Genomic DNA, 18,404 nt, shown 5'->3' on the forward strand with positions numbered 1-18,404 from the left:
TTTTTATATTATTTAAGCAGCCAAAACAAAATCATGAAATCAACTTGGATGTTGCATTCTCTTTTTGTTTATATAGCTTAGAAAGAATTATTTCTATTTGATTAAGTTCTTGATGAGAGTTGATAATTGATTTGATTTTTGTTTGAGGCATTTTTAGCTTTTGTGAAATAGTTATTACCTCTTTTTCTAAACGATTTTTGTATTCGCTTAGTTCCTTAATTGACTCTTCAAATTCTTCTTCAGTTGGACTTTTCATTTTTTGTTGTAACAATAGCTCAAATTAGTGATATCCCACTTTGCTTATAAGCTTTTTGAGATAACTCTATGGTTTGTTTTTCTTGGAAGTTTTTCTTACAGTTAAGAAGCATTGCGTTCTTAGGTCTCTTTCAATCAAATTTGACTGTAAGTCTTAAGTTGAATAAGTAATGACTATTAAGTCTTTACTTGAACTCTTTTACTTATTAGAAGCTAGGTATTTAAAAGATGCTTGATGCGTTTTCTAGAACAGTTGTAAGTGCTGATGCCAAGGGCGCCGCAATTGGTAGTGAGGATCTTGCAGATTTAAGAAAGTACGTTGCAGATGCAAATAAAAGAATTGATGCAACTCTTGCAATAACTCAAAATGTCTCTTGCATTGCTGCAGATGCTGTGGCGGGAATGGTTTGTGAAAATACTGGGCTTACTCAGCCAGGAGGACATTGCTATCCCACTCGTAGAATGGCAGCTTGTTTAAGGGATGGAGAAATTATTTTGAGATATGTAAGCTACGCGCTTCTTGCAGGGGATCCCTCTGTTCTTGAAGATAGATGCCTCAATGGTTTGAAAGAAACATATCTTGCTCTTGGCGTCCCAACCTCTAATGCTATTAGGGCAGTTGAAATAATGAAGATTGCCACAGTTGCAATTATGACCGAGACAAATACAGGAAGAAAAATGTTTAAAGGGATTAATTCTGGATCAGGAGCACAATGTCAAGACATCGCATCTGAGGCGGCATCTTATTTTGATCTTGTAATTGAGGCTTTGAGTTGAACATGAAAGTCTAATTGCTTCCACTACATCATGCAAACCATTTCTTATTAAGTCACTATGAAATCTGCAGTTACAACCGTTGTTAGCGCAGCTGATGCAGCAGGAAGATTTCCCAGTATGAGCGATTTTGAGTCTGTGAAAGGTTCTTTTGATAGGGCAAAAGCTCGTCTAGAGGCTGCAGAAAAACTTGCTTCTTGTCTTGATAAATTCACCAATCTTGCCGTTGATGCTGTTTATAAAAATGGCTCATATGATCAGGCAAATAAAGATAAGTGCGTGAGAGATATTCATCATTACTTGCGTCTTATTAATTATTGCTTAGTAACTGGTGGGACAGGTCCTTTAGATGAATGGGGAATATCAGGCATGAGAGAAATTATTCGTATCCAGCTATTACCAACAGCTGCATATATTGAAGCATTTATTTTTATTCGAGATGAAATTAAAATCAATGATGTTATGGGTCAGCAAGCCGAAACGGAATTCAAAGGATTATTGGATTATTTAATAAATGCACTTGCATAAAAATAAATTAATTGAATTAAAATATTTTTTCGTAGTGTTTAAATAATTATTTGAACGTATAATGATTAATTCTTTAGATTTAAATAAATATATAGAACTTTATCAAGATTTCTTGCATCCAAATCCAAATATTAATTCTCAAGCATTTTTGATTTTAAAAAAAGAATTTGAGTTTAAATTTATGAATAATCTTTTAGCTAATCTCAAGGAAGAAGATTTATTTATTAGAAGAAAATCAATATTAGCTTTGGGACGATTTGGAGAAAAGGCTTTAAAGTCAATCTGTAAATTGTATATGGAAACTAACAACACAAATGTTAAAGTTAGCTGCCTTAAAACTATTCTTAAAGTTGTCGTTAATTTTAATTTAGAAGAATTAACTCAGGATGAGATGTTAGTAGTTGATTTAGCACTTAAAGATAGTGCTCCTGAAATAATTTTGACTGTTATTTCTCTTTTGAGGCAATTAGGGACAACAGGTAGAAATATTTTAATGAAAACTTGTAGAGATAAAGACTTATTAAGATCGAAAGCTTCTATTAGCGCTCTTTTGGAAATGAAAGATCAGACTATTGATGATTTATTTGATGACTTATTAAATGATAAATCTATTGATCAAATGATAAAAGAAGATATTTTGAGAGATAAAATTATTTAATATTCTAGATTATTTATTAAGTCTTTTATTTGTTGATTTTTCTTAAAGCTAATTTAATAATTGCTATAACATATTTATCCTGCTCAACTTCAAGAAGGTCTTTGAGTGGATTTATAGCTTCGTTAATATTAAGTTGGATTAATGACAATATGGAAGCTTTCCGAATATCTGGATTTTTGTTTTTTAATTTTAATATTAAGGTAGGAATTAAAGATTCTATTCTGTACAATTTACCAACTAATTTAATAGCTTCAATCTGAATATTTTCGGCAGTATCATTAATAGCACTTTCTACTAATTGAATTGCTTCTTGATCTTGGGACTGTCTAATGTGTTCTTCAAGTGCTGAAATTGCAGCTGATTTTACATTATTGTTTTTTGATTTAGCTGCTTTTTTTATTGCATTAGGGGCTTTCGCTCCGATAAATTCTAAACACCATGCTGCAAGACCATATTGCATTTCTGTATATTCTTGATTCTCCAAGACAATGATTAGATGATTAACAGCAGCCTCTCCAAAAATTGCAATTGCACCAGCTGCTGAGAATTGCACTACAGAATCTGAATCATTGGTAAGTGCTTTGATTAAATGAGGTAAAGCTGATGGATCGTTAACTAACTTTAAAGTTTTTGCTGCCGCTCTTCTCTGTATTACGTTTTTACTATTCAGAAGAGCTTTGATTAACTCAGGTAAGGCTGCTGAACCAAACTCGGCTATTGCTTTTGCATAATTTCTTCTTGCTAAACCATTTTCATCACAAAGGCCTTTGACTAATAACTTGATCTCGTTTTGACTTGATTTTTTCCTACTCATTATGTTGTGTTTATTCCCCTTGGCCTTTTCAATTTCTTCTTCAGCCGTTAGTTCACTGTTCAAGTAATTATCCACTTTTTTCTTATCCACTTGAAAGATTATTATATAATCTAGATTAAATAATCCACTATGATTTTATTAAATGTATTTTCATAAATAATATCCTTTTACATTCGGCACAATTTTGATGCTGAATGTAAAGCTCTCAGCTTATCTCATAAATACATACCCTTATATTTAAAGTGCAATCTAATCCATTTAATAATCTACCGAAAATAAATAAAATAGATGCTATCAATATTCTTAGAAGACCAATTTCTGAGGTTAAGCTTTTAGCAGATTATTATAAAGCTGTATTCCACTTGGCAAATTTTCCTTGTGAAGAATCAGAAATGGTCCTACTTGACTTTATTAAATATGACTGTGAAAAACTTGAATATAAGATAGCCAAAAGGAAAGCAATAGAGGTACTTGCTAATTACGGTTGTAAAAAAGCCATCCAAACTATTGCAGAGTTTCTAGAAAATGATGATGATTATCTTGTTGAGACAGTTATTTGGTCATTAGGTAAACTTAAATGTGATGATATTAATATCATTAACAAGATTTGTTCAAAATTATATAATCAATTTAATAATAAAAGAGTAGTTATACAAACATTAACTAATTTAGGAGTTAGGAAAGAAATAGATATGATTAGATCATTATCAAGAGATAAGAAATCCTCTAATAGAGTTAAAGGAGCATCCTTTGCGGCATTAATAAAACTTGCTGGTGAAGAGGATAAGCTGGGTGAACTGAAAAAGTTTTTGAGACTATCAAATCAAAACGATAGACATTGTGCAGTTCAGGATATTATAAATGCTGGTCATTTATCTGTTTTACCGGTTTTAATTAAGGCTCCAATTTCTCCATCATTTAAATTACAGGCAATAGACTCTCTTTGGAGCAATGAACTACTATTTTGCGAAAATATCAAACTATTTAATTGTATAGATTCAGTTGTTGTTGATGATCCAAATAAAATAGATACCTTAGAAGTTAATAACTTTAATAATGAATTAAGTTTTTTTGTTGAACAACTTTTTCATACTGACTTTAATAGATGTTATCATTCAATCAAAGAATTATTAAAATTCCCTTTAGAAAATGTTTTATATTATCTAAATAATAATTGGGATAGAGCTAGATCAGATTATGGCGCTATTTACTTCTTTATTAGTGTATATAAATTACTATTGGATCAGCAATTATATGATGAATTACTTTTAGATAAAGTAGATTTTGTATTATCCGATACTTGGCCTAATTATATGAAATTTAAATCTTCAGCAATACAAATATTAGGTTGTTTGAATGAAAATAAATTTTATAATAATATAAATCAGTTTTCAGACGAGAGTAAAACACCTTACTGGAAAAATAGATATACAGCCTTATTTGTATTACAGAATAAGCAAAATCAGATGAAAAAAGATTTAGCTAAATTGTTTCTTAATGATAGCCATAGATTCGTTAGATTAAAGGCAAAAGAAATTAGTTCTTAGTCAATTTTTTTTTTGTAAACGAGAAATCGAAGTTCTATAACCAATTTGCATCAATAAAAGAATCAAAATCATTTATTTTTTTAAATATTAATGGCCCAAAGTCTGATCCCCAAATTTTTTTATCAGTCTCTATTTGATATCCAGAATCTTCAGAAATAAGATTATTTTTATTAACTTTAACTTCACTTTTTAAATAAGTTTTATCTTTCCCATATTGTATATAGCATTTACAACCTGATTCTATACTCCCTGAGAAATTTCCTGGTTTTGTTTCTCTAAAATACATAGAACAACCAGACTTTTCATATAACTTGTATTTAGATATTTGATCTAGAAGAGATATATCTAAAGCACCACCAGTAAATTTTTCTTTGTCTTCGATTTTATGATTACTTAAAATAAAGATTTCTTTATCTTGTGATAATTTATTAATTGACTGTCTATATGGATTCCATATATCATGCTGATATCTCTGTTCCGAGTAGAACGCAAAACATTTATAAGTTTTAAAAAATAACGGCCGAATATGTATTTGAATATGTGCAAAGTTTTTTGGATTATTTAAAGCTTGCTCCTTATTGCTAAATACGCCTGAAATTATCTTTGAAAATTCTATTAAGGCTTTGTTTCTCATCTTAAAATATGATTTATTTTTTTATATAACGAATTTCGGATGCATAAGAGGTTTGCAGTATAGCTAATGAACCTATTGCTCTGGTAACAGAAGATCTACTTCTTACATTGTTGGAGACAAACCATATTCTTTCTTCTGTACAAATATCACTATAGTCTGAATAAATGATTAGAGTTCCGTCAGCAAGAATTTTATATAATGATACTACTTTTATTGCTTGAGTGTATCCAACGCTCCTAATTATCTTTCCTTCTGTTTTAGAAACCTCTATCGGAACGAGTATACTTTCGCCAGAAGAGTTTTCTTTTTGATTCTCCTCATCCCATTCACTTTTTGATTCCCAATTAATTAGGAATGTTTTATTTATTACATTAGTATTTATTAAATTATCTTTTAAAAATTTAGTTACTCTAGAATCGTTTCTTTTAGAAGGAAATATTTTTATTTTACTTCTTATTTCTTCAAACTCTTGAAATGCTAGTGAATGTCCACTTCTCATTGAGTTCCACTCCCCAACGCTTTTTAAGAAAAATTCTTCAATATTCATCTACTTTATTTTAATTTGGATTAATTTATGTATAGATAATTAAATGATCTAACAAATGTCACTTGTAGCAAAAGCTTTTGTTATTGATGAAGTTTCTAGAAAACTTTTTGTTTTAAAACCAATTGGAGAATTCCATGACCTCATGTATGGAACTATATCTTCACCGAAAATATTATTATATTCATCAGAGTCTATCAGAAAATCAATATGAGCTTCAAAACCTAGGTCATTTATAATATTCGAACTTTGAGTTACTTCAAGTTCATTTTTGATCGGCCTACCAAGAATATGCTTGTATCTTAACTTGATAGATTTATATTGGCTAATACTATCAAAGTAGAAATTTTTATAAATAGTTGACTTGCAAATTTTTCTTGTAAATTCTCTTACTGTGATATCTCCATTTCTTAGTTTCCTTTCAATATCAATTGGACGCTCAGATTGCATTAAAGATAAGTTTCCAAAGATATTTTTATATAATGCATTAATTGCTACAAGTAATGCATCATCATCATTAGGAACAAATTCGTTTATTTGAAGCATATTTACTTCAGAACTTTCTCTGTTTTGTCTTTTGTAGTTATAACTTTCAATCTTATCTCTTCTATAACTACTCATAACTTTGTTATGAAGTAAGTTTTCGAATTGTTTAGGTTTGCTTTTAGATGTGACTGTGAACTTATCTTTTTCTCCTGGCATCGATGCTCCTCTTATATGTAATCCATATGTGGTTATTTTACTTCCAGATACTCTGCTTTTATTATACTTAACGGGATTTTTATTAATAGCTTCAGCTCCCAACCTGAGAGCTTTAAATGGAATACTTTTCATATCAATATTTTGTAGCATTTAAGTTTAACAATATAAAGAGAATAAATATAAATTTTTTCTTTTTAGTTATCGATATTATTTAATTTCTTAATACTTGTCTCGAATTCATTGGCTTTTCTCTTGAGTTTCTGAGACTCTATTTTTATTAAATCCAGCGATTGTTGCTAGTGCAAACATGCCCAGTAAAGCTCCCCCAAGCATTAGTCCTGCGCCCTGACTTACTCCTGCTCCAACAGCAACAATAATTGAATCGCTTATTAATAAACTGATTATTAGAGCTGGCGTGAAAATCCTCCAACTTGTTCCCCCTATCCCAAGTGCATAGCTTAAAAAATCAAAAAGTCCAGTCATTAATAAACCTGTCATTAGAAAGAAATTTCCTTCTAGTTGATTTTGATTAAAACCCTCAATTCTTTTCATGGCTTTTACGCCAACTAATTTCCGAACAGGAGCACGTCCGAAATTTCTAGCTATAAAAAATGCTAACTGGCAAAAAATTAGGTCAGAAATAAAAATAGTTAGATAACCTGTTTTGAAGCCAAGTAATGATCCAGCTAAAAGTGAATAAACTGAGCTAGGCAATGCTGGAAGGATTACGCTTATTCCACGAAGTATAAGAATTCCAAGAGGTGCCCAAATGCCCATTTCTTTAACGGCACTTCTTAATGGTTCAATTCCATAAGTCTGAATTAAGAAGACAAGTAAAATAAAACCACCTGTGAATAATGCAATAGTGAGGCACTTTTTTAATTTTTCTTTTTTCAAATTGGACTCCTGGTTATAGAGGATAAGCTGTTAAAAGATTTCTAATTTAATTATCCTATTTAAAATTTGTTTGATTTAGTTAATCTATAAAGATTTACGTGACAGACAAATAATCAATTTCATGATTTTTGGCACGATACTAAAATAAAATTCTAAAGCGTGAAATTTGATGCCCACATTTCCTGTAAAAAACTTGGTTACTGGGGGAGCTGGGTTTCTGGGTTCTCATTTGATTGATCGCTTAATGAAATCTGGAGAAAAAGTTATATGTTTGGATAATTTTTTTACTGGAAGTAAAGAAAATATTGAACATTGGATTGGACATCCATTTTTTGAGCTTATACAACATGACGTTACCGAGCCAATCAAGCTTGATGTTGACAGGATTTGGCATTTGGCTTGTCCAGCTTCTCCAATTCATTATCAATTTAACCCTATTAAAACAGCTAAGACGAGTTTTCTTGGAACTTACAATATGCTCGGATTAGCGAAGAGAGTTGGAGCTCGAATATTATTCGCAAGTACTAGTGAAGTTTATGGCAATCCCGAAATACATCCTCAATCTGAAAAATATAACGGAAATGTAAACCCTATCGGAATTCGTAGTTGCTATAATGAAGGTAAACGTGTTGCAGAATCATTATGTTATGACTATATGAGAGTGCATGGTATAGAGATAAGAATTGCCAGAATATTTAATACTTATGGTCCTAGAATGTTATTAAACGATGGGAGACTTATTAGCAACTTATTAGTTCAATCAATACATGGAAAGGATTTAACTATTTATGGGAATGGTAATCAAACCAGAAGCTTTTGTTTTGTTGATGATTTGATAGATGGTTTAACTTTATTTATGGATTCTTCAAATAAAGGACCTATGAATTTAGGTAATCCTGAAGAATTATCTATTCTTCAAATAACTAACTTAATTAGAAATACATCAATTAAAAAAGTAAATCTAAAATTTTCGAAAGAACTTGAGGATGATCCTATGAGAAGAAAACCTTCAATTTATCATGCGAAAAAACAATTAAATTGGGAGCCAAAAATAATGTTTAGAGAGGGATTGGCAATTACAAGAGAATATTTTGAAAAGAAATTAACCTTTTTAAACTAAAAAAGTAATTAACTATTTTAAATTTAAAAAGTAAATCAGTTTGATGCTATGATGCTAGTGAAATTGTTTATTTTTTGTAAATTACAATAAACTTATGAAATCAAAGGTAAGTAATGAGACAATTCTTGTAACAGGTGCTGCAGGTTTTATTGGCGCGGCTTTGGTGAAAGCTCTTCTTACTTTGGATTGTAAAGTTATAGGTATTGATAACTTAAATGACTATTATTCTACTTCCTTAAAGAGATCTAGATTAACTGAAATTGAGAAAATTTCTAGGAAAAATGGAGAATGGTTTTTTTATCAGATTCCTATAGAAGATAATAAAGTATTGCAAGACATAATTAATAGATACAACCCAAAAGTTTTTGTTCACCTAGCGGCGCAAGCTGGTGTTCGTTATTCAATAACTAACCCTGCGGCATATATACAAAGCAATTTGGTGGGTTTTGGAAATGTACTTGAAGGATGTAGGCAGCATAAGATTCCTCATTTGATTTATGCATCTAGCAGCTCTGTTTATGGTGGCAATAAAAATCTTCCTTTCTATGAAGAACAAGCAGTAAATCATCCAGTGAGTTTGTATGCGGCTACTAAGAAATCTAATGAATTAATGGCCCATACCTATAGTCACTTATATGACTTGCCAACAACTGGGCTTCGATTTTTTACCGTTTATGGCCCATGGGGAAGACCCGATATGGCTCCAATGATTTTTGCGAGATCAATTTTAAATAATGAGCCAATAAAAGTATTTAATCACGGAAAAATGCAGAGGGATTTCACTTACATCGATGATGTAGTAGAGGGGGTAATTCGTTGTTGCTTCAAGAAAGCAAGTATTGATGATCACTTTAATCCACTTATTCCTAACCCTTCAACTTCATCTGCACCTTATAGGATTTTTAATATAGGTAATTCGCATCCAATTCAACTCACATATTTTATAGAGTTATTAGAGAAGAATTTAGGAAAGAAAGCTATAAAGAATTTGCAACCTATGCAGCCAGGAGATGTGGTTTCTACAGCTGCAAGGATGGATTTGCTTAATTCATGGGTAGAATATAAACCCACAACATCCATAGAGAATGGTATTAAAATGTTTGCTGAATGGTACTTAGATTATTTTAAAAATACCTATTGAAGAATGCATATGGTTTTTCTTATTATTTGAAACTTAGGCTAGACCTAATAATTTAATTCTGAAGAGAGCAATATTTTTTGATTGGATTGGATTTGAAATTAGAAAAGGGTGATTTTTAATCTTCTTAAAAGCTTTTTCTATCTTTTCATCGATTTTTATATCTTTATTATTTCCTAAATCACAATCATTCCATGCTGCATCGAATGCCATTGCAAAACTATCAGCATTATTATATAAATTTTCATTAGATGCCTCTAAATTCATGAAAATAAAATCAAATGTTTAATTCATTTTAACTCTTTAATGATATATTTAAAATTATGAAGTCTGTGTAATATAGTTAATCGTTATTTATCTTGGTCTCTAAACCCTACCGTAGTATATTTCTGGCTTATATGCTAACTAATGAATTTGGAGATAAATGATATGAAAACCAACAAAAATTTTGATTATTGTTTAAAATATATTTGATTATCAGCTTTTGATTTTGCCGGATATTAACGATCTTCTAGTCTTAATTATTATTGTTTTCATTTTAATTGTTAACTTCTTTCGAAGAAATCAAAATTAAAATTATCTAATCTTACTAATGGCCCAGAAAGTTAATTACCCAGTATTTAAAATGATAAATTTTAAGAATTTAACTTCTAGTGTTTTTGGCAACTAGGAATCTCTAAGAGTTGTTCCAAGCCTCAAAGCTAAAACCCCTGCAAAAATAACCATTAAAAATGATATGCCAGCAAGATCAGGTGAATTTATACCTAGCCCTGATGAGAAATCTACCTTGGATAGATCAAACGTACTTTGAACGCCAAATAAAAGGTTCATCATCTCTTAACAACTAATTTCATTTATGCTAACCCAAGATTGAAATGATCTTTTACTTTTTGAGCTTCTAGTATCAACTCTTATACAGTTTTGTAATAATAAGATGGGCTACTTATCAACTTACGGCTTAAATGCCTCTCGGTTTCAAATATAGGTTGGGTAGATACAAAGATAAAAATATTACGAATAATGTTCTAGACATTAAAAAACACCTTGTTGGAGGTGCTTTTAATATTCAAATGCTCCTATTTGAATGGTGCCAGGACCCAGATTTGAACTGGGGACACGGCGATTTTCAGTCGCCTGCTCTACCAACTGAGCTATCCCGGCTTTAACATGTAATAATCTACCAATTCGTAAGTACCTTATTGAAAAATAAATTGAAATCACCTTAATTTTCTTATGTCTAATTGCAAAAGTAATTTGAAAATCATGAGAAAGCTAGCTTTCTCATGATTTTTTATAAAGCAAATTTCATAACTCAGGAATAGCTTTAATCATCTTCACCAATGTTTTATGAGCATCCGAACAGTCTTGAAGAATATGATCAAATTTTATTTCTACTGTCTGGTCATCAATTTTAAGCTGAAAAGATTTGGGAGATAGGCTTATCATTTTCGCTGATTTAAAAGTTTTAATTTTTCCATAATATTTTGCATATGCATTAACTGCATCTTCATGATCTTTGTTCATATGATTACATATCCTTGTACTTGATTCTTGGTTAATTGACTCGGAATTCATTTTTTTATCTAGTAAACTTAGAAATTAATTAACAAGTTAAATCGATTTTAAGAAACTGAGATTAAGAATTTTAGAAAGATTTGAATTCTTTATTCATAATAATCCCTTTAAAGCAATACTTGCTACCCCTGCAGCCGGGGGTCTGTTGCAAATTTTTATTGGTATACCGATTTCTCTTTCTCTTATTTTTTTCCAAGTAATGTTTTTCGCACCTCCTCCGATAGTAATTATTTGCCTAGGTAAATCAGCTCCTAATTCATGAAGTTTGTGCCAGCCTCTTGCTTCTATCTTTGCTAACCCTTCAAATAATGCATGAAGATAAAGAGAATCACTGACTGGTCTAGGTCCTAATTTAGGTTGTAAATTGGGATTATCGATTGGAAATCTTTCTCCTTGCTTTGATAGTGGAATAAGATTTAATCCTGTTGATTTATTAGGATTTATTTGTTTGCTTAATTCTTCAATATATTCAAGATTAAAGAAATCAAGAAGTATCGCAGCACCTGAATTAGAGGCACCACCAGATAACCAAGTTCCTAATAATCTATGATTTGAGATTCCTTTACCTGAAAGGGCATTGTTTACAAACTTTTTAATAACTATTGTGCTACCAAGGATTGTTACTCCATCATTTTTATTAGGAAAAGTCGCTAAAACCCCAGCATTAGAATCTGTAGTTCCCGCTATTACTTGAAGATTTTTGGGTAGATTTAATTCATTTGCTTTATTAGTACATATATTTCCCATTGTTTGACCTGAGGGAATTATTTTAGGAAGGCATTGTAACCACTTTAAATGTTTAAAGTTTTCTGGCCATGAATTATTTGATATTTCCCAACCCATCCTAATATTGTTACCTTCCTCTCCATAATCCCAATTATTCATAAGCCATCCAGTAATCCAATCTGCTTGGTGTCTTAAGATTATTTCATTACCGTATAATGCTATAAGTCTTAGTGCTCTCCCCACACTTCCACTTATACTTGAGCCTGGACATTCTTTTGTAAATAACTTATCAATCTCTTTTGAATATTCCGAAAACGATAAGAAATAAGGTAGAGCTTTCCCTATAGGCTTTCCATCCTTCTTGCATGCTAAGAGTGTGCCAGACGTCCCTGCTACTGAACAAGAAACCAATTTTTCTTTTAGATCTTTTGGAGTTTCTTGTATTAGAGTTTTTAGGCTATTTAGCCAGTCTTCTGATATTTCGAGACCTTTAGAATATGTTTTTGATGACGTGAATAGTATTTTCTTTTTAGTATTAATAATTGCAATTCTTACACCTGATGTACCAAGATCTATACCAAGTACAAGAGATTTATTTAACATTTTTTTATTAAATTCTTTTTATCTTAGTAAACTTAGTTCTTTTGCTTTTTGAGATACGTCCTCCCATGGAAGAAGAATATCCGTTCTACCAAAATGACCATAGGCAGCAGTATCTCTATAAAAACGTCCACCTCTATTACTTGGTAGGTTTTGAAGATCGAATGCTTTAATAATTGCGCTTGGTCTTAGATCGAATTGATCTTGTACAAGTCGTGTCAGTTCAGAGTCTGAAACCTTTCCTGTACCAAATGAATCTACAAGTATCGATATAGGTTTTGCGACTCCGATTGCGTAACTTAATTGAACTTCAACTTTTTTTGCAAGGCTTGCTGCAACTAATGCCTTCGCAACAAATCTTGCTGCATAAGCTGCAGATCTATCTACTTTAGTAGGGTCTTTCCCCGAGAAAGCGCCTCCTCCATGTCGAGCATATCCTCCATATGTGTCTACAATTATTTTTCTTCCAGTTAGACCTGCGTCGCCTTGAGGACCTCCAATAACAAATTTCCCAGTGGGATTAACAAGGAAGCGTGTTGATTCTTTCGCGGGTTTTAGAGGTAGGTCTTCAGTAGCAGGCTCAACAACAAATTTCCATAGGTCTTTAGCAATTCTTTTCTGAATTTCCTCTTCAAGCGTTATTCCTGCAACTTCTGATTTGTGCTGAGTAGAAATCAGAATTGTGTCTATGGAGCGGGGTACTCCGTTTTCATAAGAGACACTTACTTGAGTTTTTCCATCAGGTAAAAGATAATCGATTATTTTTTGATGCCTCACTAACGCAAGCCTTCTTGCTAATCGATGAGCGAGACTTATTGGCAAGGGCATAAGTTCAGGAGTCTCGTCACAAGCAAATCCAAACATTATCCCCTGATCACCAGCCCCAACTTGATCTAGCGGATCTGTTGAATGATCTTCAGCTTCATTTACACCTTGAGCTATATCTGAAGACTGTTGGTCAAGTGCGACTAGAACTGCGCAACTATTAGCATCAAATCCCCCATCACTAGCACTTCTATAGCCAATGCTTTTGATGACGTCTCTAACAAGCTTGTTGAAATCCACCTCTGCTTTGGAAGTTATTTCTCCAGTTATTAAACATAAGCCAGTATTAACAACTGCTTCGCATGCGACTCTGCTGGTTGGATCTGCACTTAAGCATGCATCTAAAACTGCGTCACTCACTTGATCACAGATTTTGTCTGGATGACCTTCCGTGACAGATTCAGATGTGAAAACGTATCTACTCATTTAAAATATTAATATTCAATATTTTAGTTGCTTGAATGAATTTTTAATTCATTTAATTTTTCTATAAGAAATCTTTTTTCAGTAAGTCTGGGGGGGGTTTCCCAGCCACCATTAAAGCCTACAACTATTGGTACGCCCGCTTCTTTGGCCATTCTTAAATCAGTATCTGCATCTGAAATAAGAGCACAATCTGAAGGATTAAAGTTCATTTTTTTGCAAAGTTCTATAACTGCTTTTGGGTTAGGTTTTGACGGTTTATTCTCAGCACTCCAAATATAATCAAATATACCTTCTAATTTATTCTTGCAAATAAATTCTTCAATTCCTCCTTGTGTATCATTTGTCATTAGTGCAATAGATACTCCTTTTTTTTTTAGAGAAACCAATAGATCTAAAGCTCCTGAAATTAGAGCTCTCTGCTTTTTATTATTACCTTTTTGATTAGAAAGATAAATATCTACTTCATTGAAGATTTCTTTACCTATTGAAAGTGATTGAAACCAATCGAAACCAAATAGGGTAAAAATCGTGGCAGTAGATATAATATTTTGCTCTCTAGAAGCTATTGCTAAGGATGCATTAGCTGAAAGATAATCTTTTTTTAATCCATAAACAGAACTAAGGAACTTTCTCAAAAACCAAATTTTAATATTGCTGAGTCTTAATTTTTTAAATCTAGCTTCAAAAAAATCTATCCTAGTTTTAGCAAGTTCTAATAAGCATTCTTCACTATTTGATAATGTTCCATCCTTATCAAATATTATTGCCTTAATAAAACCAACAGAACTATTTTTTATTAAAAGCTCTGCCATTTCTAAAAATGTAACTAATCAAATAGTCATTACTGCAATAGGATCTTCTCCTTCTTCGGCTTGTTCAAGAAGCATTTGTTTATATCTTGCTGCCATCTCTTCTGCTTTATCAAAAACTTTTTGGGGGTCTGTGAGCATATCTCCAGGTTCTGGTTCAAGTGCCTTGGTAGATAGTGAAATTCGTCCTCTTTCAGCATCTAGGTCTATGATCATGACCTTCATTTGGTCATTGACGTTTAATACAGAATGTGGAGTTTCAATATGTTCATGACTTATTTCTGAAATGTGAAGCAGTCCACTTACGCCTCCAATATCTATAAATGCACCATAAGGTTTAATTCCTCTTACTGCTCCTACAACAACTTCTCCAACTTCCAGACGATTCATTTTTCTTTCAACCAAAGCCCTTCGATGACTTAAAACTAGCCTATTCCTTTCTTCATCAACTTCTAAGAATTTTAAAGGTAGAAAATCAGCGACTAGTTCCTCTTTTGCCTTTCTAGTACTTATATGGGATCCAGGGATAAAACCTCTAAGCCCTTCAACTCTAACAAGTGCTCCACCTCTATTAGTAGCAAAAACCTCTGAATAAATTGTGGCATCTTCTTTTTGCAATTGTCTAACTCTTTCCCAAGCGCGTTGGTACTCAATTCTTCTAATTGATAAAGATAACTGACCATCCTCATTCTCTTCAGTCATTATAAAAAATTCTCTAATTTCTGAAGGCTGTAAAACATCACTTAGGCCCTCGACTCTATTTATTGATACTTCCTGCATTGGCATGAAAGCAGCTGTTTTAGCACCAATGTCAATCATTGCTCCTTTGGATTCAAGAGCAAAAACAGTTCCATTGACTATATCTCCAGGTTTGAAATTGTAGTCATATTTACTTAGTAAAGATGCAAATTCATCAAGAGTAAATCCTGCACTTTCAAGATCACTCTTATTAGTTCTGCTTGAAGAGTTATCAGCAGCAGGAATGTTTTTTGGAATATCTTCTTCTTTTAATTCGTTCATGGAATTCTCTTCAAATTCTGCGTTTACGGAATTTGAGATAATTTCTTCAGATATTGATTCTTCTTTTTCAGAATTCTTTTCTTGAACTTTGCTTGCTGGATTTTCAGACATGCTTGAATGGCGGTCTGCCTTTGTAGGACAGTGCGATAGAAATACAATATGGCCCGCCGACCATATTGAGCTTAAATTCTACTTTATTGATCGCTCGTTCTAGTTAAAGAACTGATGCCAATTGTTCATTTTTTATGGGTTTTAGTGATTCAAGGGTTTTCATGAAATCATTAATTCCATCAAATTGTCTATAAACAGAGGCAAATCTGATATAAGCAACTTCATTAATATCTTTTAGATGTGTAAGCACCATTTCTCCAATCTCATTTGTTTTTATTTCTTTGCGTATTCCTTGATGGAGTTCTAATTCTATTTCATCAACAATAAATTCAATTTTAGATGCATTTATAAGTGTTTTTTCACATGCTCTACTTAAACCATTAATTATTTTACTTCGATTAAATAATTCTTTTGCTCCGCTTCTTTTTAAAACAGTAATTGGTGTTGTTTCTATTCTTTCATATGTAGTAAATCGGAAGTCGCAATTTAAGCACTCCCTTCTTCTTCTTACACTTCTGCCAGAATCGGCTGAACGAGATTCAAGAACTCGACTGTCTGTATTTTGACAAGATGGGCACTGCATGCAGCCCTTTTCAATGATTTAACTAACTTTAAACATTTATTTGGCTTCTGAGAAGGGGTAGATTAAATAAAAATACTATTTACTTAAAAAAAATATATTTTTATTGGGGGCTCTAAGTTAATAAATTTTTTTTAATTAAGTAAAAGACATTAAAAAAGCCCTGAAATTTCAGGGCTTTTTTAATGTCTTTTACTTGTCGTATTTCGGAGGATCGCGGAATGCGACAGCAAAGAAGAGAGTTACAAGTGCCAAAGTAAGGATTAGCACGTAGGAGAAAGCTTCCATCTAAGTTCTCGGTATAAGGGGTTAAAGAATCCTGATTTAGGCTCGACCAGGAACTCGGCGGGTTGATTCGTCTCCAAGTTTTTTGAAGAGACCAAACTCAACCTGATCCCCAAGTTCTGGATCGATACCTGAGAATCTGTCGCCAAATAGAGTTCTTGCAGCGTGCCACCAGTGCCCGAAGAGGAATAACAAGCCAAAGCACAAGTGTGCATAAGTGAACCATGCTCTTGGAGAGCTTCTGAATACACCATCTGACTTGTAGCGATCTCTGTCAAACTTGAAGGCTTCTCCAAGTTGAGACTTTCTAGCTAGACGTTTGACTATTACTGGATCAGTAAATGTTTGTCCATTTAATTCACCACCATAAACAGTAGCTGTGACACCAGTTTGTTCAATGGAGTACTTAGCTTCTGCGCGACGGAAAGGAATGTCAGCTTTAACGTTTCCATCCTTGTCTTCAAGAATGACAGGGAAGTTTTCAAAGAAATTTGGAATTCTTCTTACTTCTAAGTCATTTCCATCACTATCAGTAAATGAGATGTGACCTTGCCATCCACTTGGAACTCCATCGCCATTAACCATTGCCCCAACTCTGAAGAGACCTCCTTTAGCAGGACTGTTGCCAACATAGTCATAGAAAGCTAATTGCTCAGGGATGGCTCCATATGCTTCAGCTTTTGAGGCACCATCATTCATAGACTCTTGAACTCTGCGGTTGATTTCAGTTTTGAAATACCCAGAATCCCATTGATATCTAGTAGGACCAAATAGCTCAACTGGTGTTGTTGCTGATCCATACCACATGGTTCCAGCGACTACGAAAGAAACAAAAAGAACAGCAGCCAGAGCACTGGCAAGAACTCCTTCTAGGCTTCCAAGCTTTAAAGCTCTATAAAGCCTTTCTCCCGGTCTATTGGTGATATGGAATATTCCACCAATTATTCCTAAGAGTCCTGCACCAATGTGATTAGCGACAATTCCTCCAGCATTGAATGGATTAAATCCTTCTGCGCCCCAAACTGGAGCAACTTTTTCTACATGACCAGTTAATCCATATGGATCAGAAACCCATATGCCAACGGTTGAACAATGAAATGCGCCAAACCCAAAGCAGGTCAAGCCAGCTAAAAAGAGATGAATTCCAAAGATTCTTGGAAGATCTAAAGCTGGTTCTCCAGTGCGGGAATCTTCCCACAATTCAAGGTCCCAGTATGTCCAGTGCCATACAGCAGCGAGCATCAAAAGACCACTGAAAACTATATGAGCTGCAGCAACACCTTCGAAGCTCCAGAAACCGGGGTCAACTCCGGTTGCACCGGTTATATCCCATCCGTTCCAGCTGCCTGTAATTCCAAGGCGGGCCATAAAGGGCATGACATACATGCCTTGGCGCCACATTGGATTAAGTACTGGATCAGAAGGATCAAAAATGGCCAATTCATATAAGGCCATTGAGCCGGCCCAGCCGGCTAACAAAGCAGTATGCATGAGGTGCACGGCCAAGAGGCGGCCAGGGTCGTTGATAACGACTGTGTGCACCCGATACCAGGGCAATCCCATGGGTCAGGTTCGTATAACGAAGCTGCTTAATGCAGCAAGACTCGGATGATCGTAAATGGTATTGCTTGAGTTAATGCACAGGATGTAGAGACCTGAAATGACTTTTGACACTCTTGGGTGAAATTCATCTTGTTTTTAGTGGTTTGAATTGGCAAATAAACAGTGGTGGACAAGAAAAAATTAAAAAAAAAAGAAAAAGAAGAATTTTTCGGATTTCTAGCGATTTTGTAATTTTAAGTTGTTTTTTTCTTCAATCAGTTTGAAAAAAGAGAA

Annotated in this window: 22 protein-coding genes and 1 tRNA gene; 6 read left to right on the forward strand and 17 right to left on the reverse strand. The window is 33.1% G+C overall.

The annotated features are described in order from the left end of the window. Nucleotides 1–31 precede the first annotated feature (31 nt). Nucleotides 32–256, reverse strand: a complete 225-nt coding sequence (locus tag O5640_RS09645; RefSeq protein ID WP_269612254.1) for a hypothetical protein — start codon at nucleotides 254–256, stop codon at nucleotides 32–34. Nucleotides 257–483: 227 nt separating this feature from the next. Between O5640_RS09645 and O5640_RS09650 the strand changes: the two genes are divergently transcribed. The 3 genes from O5640_RS09650 to O5640_RS09660 all read left to right on the forward strand — a co-directional run bounded on the left by O5640_RS09650 (nucleotide 484) and on the right by O5640_RS09660 (nucleotide 2,215). Then, entirely contained in the window at nucleotides 484–1,032 is a 549-nt protein-coding gene (locus O5640_RS09650; RefSeq protein WP_269612255.1) for a bleomycin hydrolase, read from the forward strand. A 57-nt stretch (nucleotides 1,033–1,089) separates the two neighbouring features. Then, on the forward strand, nucleotides 1,090–1,557 hold the full coding sequence (locus tag O5640_RS09655) for a bleomycin hydrolase (protein ID WP_269612256.1): 468 nt from the start codon (nucleotides 1,090–1,092) through the stop codon (nucleotides 1,555–1,557). A gap of 61 nt (nucleotides 1,558–1,618) precedes the next feature. After that, nucleotides 1,619–2,215 carry a glycosyltransferase gene (locus O5640_RS09660; RefSeq protein ID WP_269612257.1) on the forward strand — a complete coding sequence of 199 codons (597 nt, stop codon included), beginning with the start codon at nucleotides 1,619–1,621 and terminating at the stop codon, nucleotides 2,213–2,215. Nucleotides 2,216–2,240: 25 nt separating this feature from the next. Here O5640_RS09660 and O5640_RS09665 read toward each other — a convergent pair whose 3' ends face one another. Next, a complete protein-coding gene (locus O5640_RS09665; RefSeq protein ID WP_269612258.1) occupies nucleotides 2,241–3,119 on the reverse strand; it encodes a HEAT repeat domain-containing protein in 879 nt (292 codons plus the stop codon). Nucleotides 3,120–3,271: 152 nt separating this feature from the next. Between O5640_RS09665 and O5640_RS09670 the strand changes: the two genes are divergently transcribed. Continuing rightward, on the forward strand, nucleotides 3,272–4,576 hold the full coding sequence (locus O5640_RS09670) for a HEAT repeat domain-containing protein (protein WP_269612259.1): 1,305 nt from the start codon (nucleotides 3,272–3,274) through the stop codon (nucleotides 4,574–4,576). A 34-nt stretch (nucleotides 4,577–4,610) separates the two neighbouring features. Here the strand turns inward: O5640_RS09670 and O5640_RS09675 are convergent, their stop codons facing one another. From O5640_RS09675 to O5640_RS09690, 4 genes are all read right to left on the reverse strand, one after another. After that, the gene (locus tag O5640_RS09675) at nucleotides 4,611–5,210 is read right to left on the reverse strand and encodes a chromophore lyase CpcT/CpeT (RefSeq protein ID WP_269612260.1); all 600 of its coding nucleotides are present in this window, start codon (nucleotides 5,208–5,210) and stop codon (nucleotides 4,611–4,613) included. Nucleotides 5,211–5,223: 13 nt separating this feature from the next. Next, nucleotides 5,224–5,757, reverse strand: coding sequence for a phycobiliprotein lyase (locus tag O5640_RS09680; protein ID WP_269612261.1), 534 nt, complete (start codon nucleotides 5,755–5,757; stop codon nucleotides 5,224–5,226). 48 nt (nucleotides 5,758–5,805) lie between these two features. Then, nucleotides 5,806–6,588 carry a phycobilisome rod-core linker polypeptide gene (locus tag O5640_RS09685; RefSeq protein WP_269612262.1) on the reverse strand — a complete coding sequence of 261 codons (783 nt, stop codon included), beginning with the start codon at nucleotides 6,586–6,588 and terminating at the stop codon, nucleotides 5,806–5,808. A gap of 105 nt (nucleotides 6,589–6,693) precedes the next feature. Next, nucleotides 6,694–7,320, reverse strand: a complete 627-nt coding sequence (locus O5640_RS09690) for a TVP38/TMEM64 family protein (RefSeq protein ID WP_420063707.1) — start codon at nucleotides 7,318–7,320, stop codon at nucleotides 6,694–6,696. A 202-nt stretch (nucleotides 7,321–7,522) separates the two neighbouring features. On the opposite strand from O5640_RS09690, the gene O5640_RS09695 reads away from it, so the two are divergent. Then, on the forward strand, nucleotides 7,523–8,473 hold the full coding sequence (locus O5640_RS09695) for a UDP-glucuronic acid decarboxylase family protein (protein WP_269612264.1): 951 nt from the start codon (nucleotides 7,523–7,525) through the stop codon (nucleotides 8,471–8,473). 94 nt (nucleotides 8,474–8,567) lie between these two features. Continuing rightward, nucleotides 8,568–9,614, forward strand: a complete 1,047-nt coding sequence (locus O5640_RS09700; RefSeq protein WP_269612265.1) for an NAD-dependent epimerase/dehydratase family protein — start codon at nucleotides 8,568–8,570, stop codon at nucleotides 9,612–9,614. 33 nt (nucleotides 9,615–9,647) lie between these two features. Here O5640_RS09700 and O5640_RS09705 read toward each other — a convergent pair whose 3' ends face one another. From O5640_RS09705 to psbB, 11 genes are all read right to left on the reverse strand, one after another. Further along, nucleotides 9,648–9,878, reverse strand: coding sequence for a hypothetical protein (locus tag O5640_RS09705; RefSeq protein ID WP_269612266.1), 231 nt, complete (start codon nucleotides 9,876–9,878; stop codon nucleotides 9,648–9,650). 399 nt (nucleotides 9,879–10,277) lie between these two features. Further along, nucleotides 10,278–10,445: a photosystem I reaction center subunit XII gene (locus O5640_RS09710; RefSeq protein ID WP_269612267.1), complete on the reverse strand. Its 168-nt coding sequence runs from the start codon at nucleotides 10,443–10,445 to the stop codon at nucleotides 10,278–10,280. Between the two features lie 251 nt (nucleotides 10,446–10,696). Continuing rightward, a tRNA-Phe gene (locus O5640_RS09715) sits at nucleotides 10,697–10,772 on the reverse strand. Between the two features lie 144 nt (nucleotides 10,773–10,916). Next, nucleotides 10,917–11,186 carry a DUF2470 domain-containing protein gene (locus O5640_RS09720; protein ID WP_269612268.1) on the reverse strand — a complete coding sequence of 90 codons (270 nt, stop codon included), beginning with the start codon at nucleotides 11,184–11,186 and terminating at the stop codon, nucleotides 10,917–10,919. Between the two features lie 93 nt (nucleotides 11,187–11,279). After that, on the reverse strand, nucleotides 11,280–12,515 hold the full coding sequence (locus tag O5640_RS09725) for an FGGY-family carbohydrate kinase (RefSeq protein WP_269612269.1): 1,236 nt from the start codon (nucleotides 12,513–12,515) through the stop codon (nucleotides 11,280–11,282). Between the two features lie 18 nt (nucleotides 12,516–12,533). After that, a complete protein-coding gene (gene metK, locus O5640_RS09730; protein ID WP_269612270.1) occupies nucleotides 12,534–13,763 on the reverse strand; it encodes a methionine adenosyltransferase in 1,230 nt (409 codons plus the stop codon). Nucleotides 13,764–13,786: 23 nt separating this feature from the next. After that, nucleotides 13,787–14,575, reverse strand: coding sequence for an HAD family hydrolase (locus O5640_RS09735; RefSeq protein ID WP_269612271.1), 789 nt, complete (start codon nucleotides 14,573–14,575; stop codon nucleotides 13,787–13,789). An 18-nt stretch (nucleotides 14,576–14,593) separates the two neighbouring features. After that, nucleotides 14,594–15,703, reverse strand: a complete 1,110-nt coding sequence (locus O5640_RS09740; RefSeq protein WP_269612273.1) for a 30S ribosomal protein S1 — start codon at nucleotides 15,701–15,703, stop codon at nucleotides 14,594–14,596. Nucleotides 15,704–15,806: 103 nt separating this feature from the next. Beyond that, complete coding sequence (gene nrdR, locus O5640_RS09745; protein ID WP_269612275.1) at nucleotides 15,807–16,286, reverse strand: transcriptional regulator NrdR; 480 nt, start codon at nucleotides 16,284–16,286, stop codon at nucleotides 15,807–15,809. Nucleotides 16,287–16,475: 189 nt separating this feature from the next. Further along, nucleotides 16,476–16,571 (reverse strand): photosystem II reaction center protein T, encoded by a 96-nt coding sequence (locus tag O5640_RS09750; protein ID WP_011294325.1) that lies wholly within the window; start codon nucleotides 16,569–16,571, stop codon nucleotides 16,476–16,478. Between the two features lie 36 nt (nucleotides 16,572–16,607). Beyond that, nucleotides 16,608–18,131, reverse strand: a complete 1,524-nt coding sequence (gene psbB / locus O5640_RS09755) for a photosystem II chlorophyll-binding protein CP47 (protein ID WP_269612277.1) — start codon at nucleotides 18,129–18,131, stop codon at nucleotides 16,608–16,610. Nucleotides 18,132–18,404: the final 273 nt, after the last annotated feature.

It is taken from the genome of Prochlorococcus marinus str. MIT 0912 (genome assembly GCF_027359595.1).
GTDB lineage: Bacteria > Cyanobacteriota > Cyanobacteriia > PCC-6307 > Cyanobiaceae > Prochlorococcus_B > Prochlorococcus_B marinus_C.

Excerpts from the sequence above, each read along its gene's own strand:
- O5640_RS09645 (WP_269612254.1), bottom strand. The coding sequence starts at position 256 with ATGAAAAGTCCAACTGAAGAAGAATTTGAAGAGTCAATTAAGGAACTA.
- O5640_RS09650 (WP_269612255.1), top strand. The coding sequence starts at position 484 with ATGCTTGATGCGTTTTCTAGAACAGTTGTAAGTGCTGATGCCAAGGGC.
- O5640_RS09655 (WP_269612256.1), top strand. The coding sequence starts at position 1,090 with ATGAAATCTGCAGTTACAACCGTTGTTAGCGCAGCTGATGCAGCAGGA.
- O5640_RS09660 (WP_269612257.1), top strand. The coding sequence starts at position 1,619 with ATGATTAATTCTTTAGATTTAAATAAATATATAGAACTTTATCAAGAT.
- O5640_RS09675 (WP_269612260.1), bottom strand. The coding sequence starts at position 5,210 with ATGAGAAACAAAGCCTTAATAGAATTTTCAAAGATAATTTCAGGCGTA.
- O5640_RS09680 (WP_269612261.1), bottom strand. The coding sequence starts at position 5,757 with ATGAATATTGAAGAATTTTTCTTAAAAAGCGTTGGGGAGTGGAACTCA.
- O5640_RS09685 (WP_269612262.1), bottom strand. The coding sequence starts at position 6,588 with ATGAAAAGTATTCCATTTAAAGCTCTCAGGTTGGGAGCTGAAGCTATT.
- O5640_RS09695 (WP_269612264.1), top strand. The coding sequence starts at position 7,523 with ATGCCCACATTTCCTGTAAAAAACTTGGTTACTGGGGGAGCTGGGTTT.
- O5640_RS09700 (WP_269612265.1), top strand. The coding sequence starts at position 8,568 with ATGAAATCAAAGGTAAGTAATGAGACAATTCTTGTAACAGGTGCTGCA.
- O5640_RS09705 (WP_269612266.1), bottom strand. The coding sequence starts at position 9,878 with ATGAATTTAGAGGCATCTAATGAAAATTTATATAATAATGCTGATAGT.
- O5640_RS09710 (WP_269612267.1), bottom strand. The coding sequence starts at position 10,445 with ATGATGAACCTTTTATTTGGCGTTCAAAGTACGTTTGATCTATCCAAG.
- O5640_RS09720 (WP_269612268.1), bottom strand. The coding sequence starts at position 11,186 with ATGAATTCCGAGTCAATTAACCAAGAATCAAGTACAAGGATATGTAAT.
- O5640_RS09725 (WP_269612269.1), bottom strand. The coding sequence starts at position 12,515 with ATGTTAAATAAATCTCTTGTACTTGGTATAGATCTTGGTACATCAGGT.
- metK (WP_269612270.1), bottom strand. The coding sequence starts at position 13,763 with ATGAGTAGATACGTTTTCACATCTGAATCTGTCACGGAAGGTCATCCA.
- O5640_RS09735 (WP_269612271.1), bottom strand. The coding sequence starts at position 14,575 with ATGGCAGAGCTTTTAATAAAAAATAGTTCTGTTGGTTTTATTAAGGCA.
- O5640_RS09740 (WP_269612273.1), bottom strand. The coding sequence starts at position 15,703 with ATGTCTGAAAATCCAGCAAGCAAAGTTCAAGAAAAGAATTCTGAAAAA.
- nrdR (WP_269612275.1), bottom strand. The coding sequence starts at position 16,286 with ATGCAGTGCCCATCTTGTCAAAATACAGACAGTCGAGTTCTTGAATCT.
- O5640_RS09750 (WP_011294325.1), bottom strand. The coding sequence starts at position 16,571 with ATGGAAGCTTTCTCCTACGTGCTAATCCTTACTTTGGCACTTGTAACT.
- psbB (WP_269612277.1), bottom strand. The coding sequence starts at position 18,131 with ATGGGATTGCCCTGGTATCGGGTGCACACAGTCGTTATCAACGACCCT.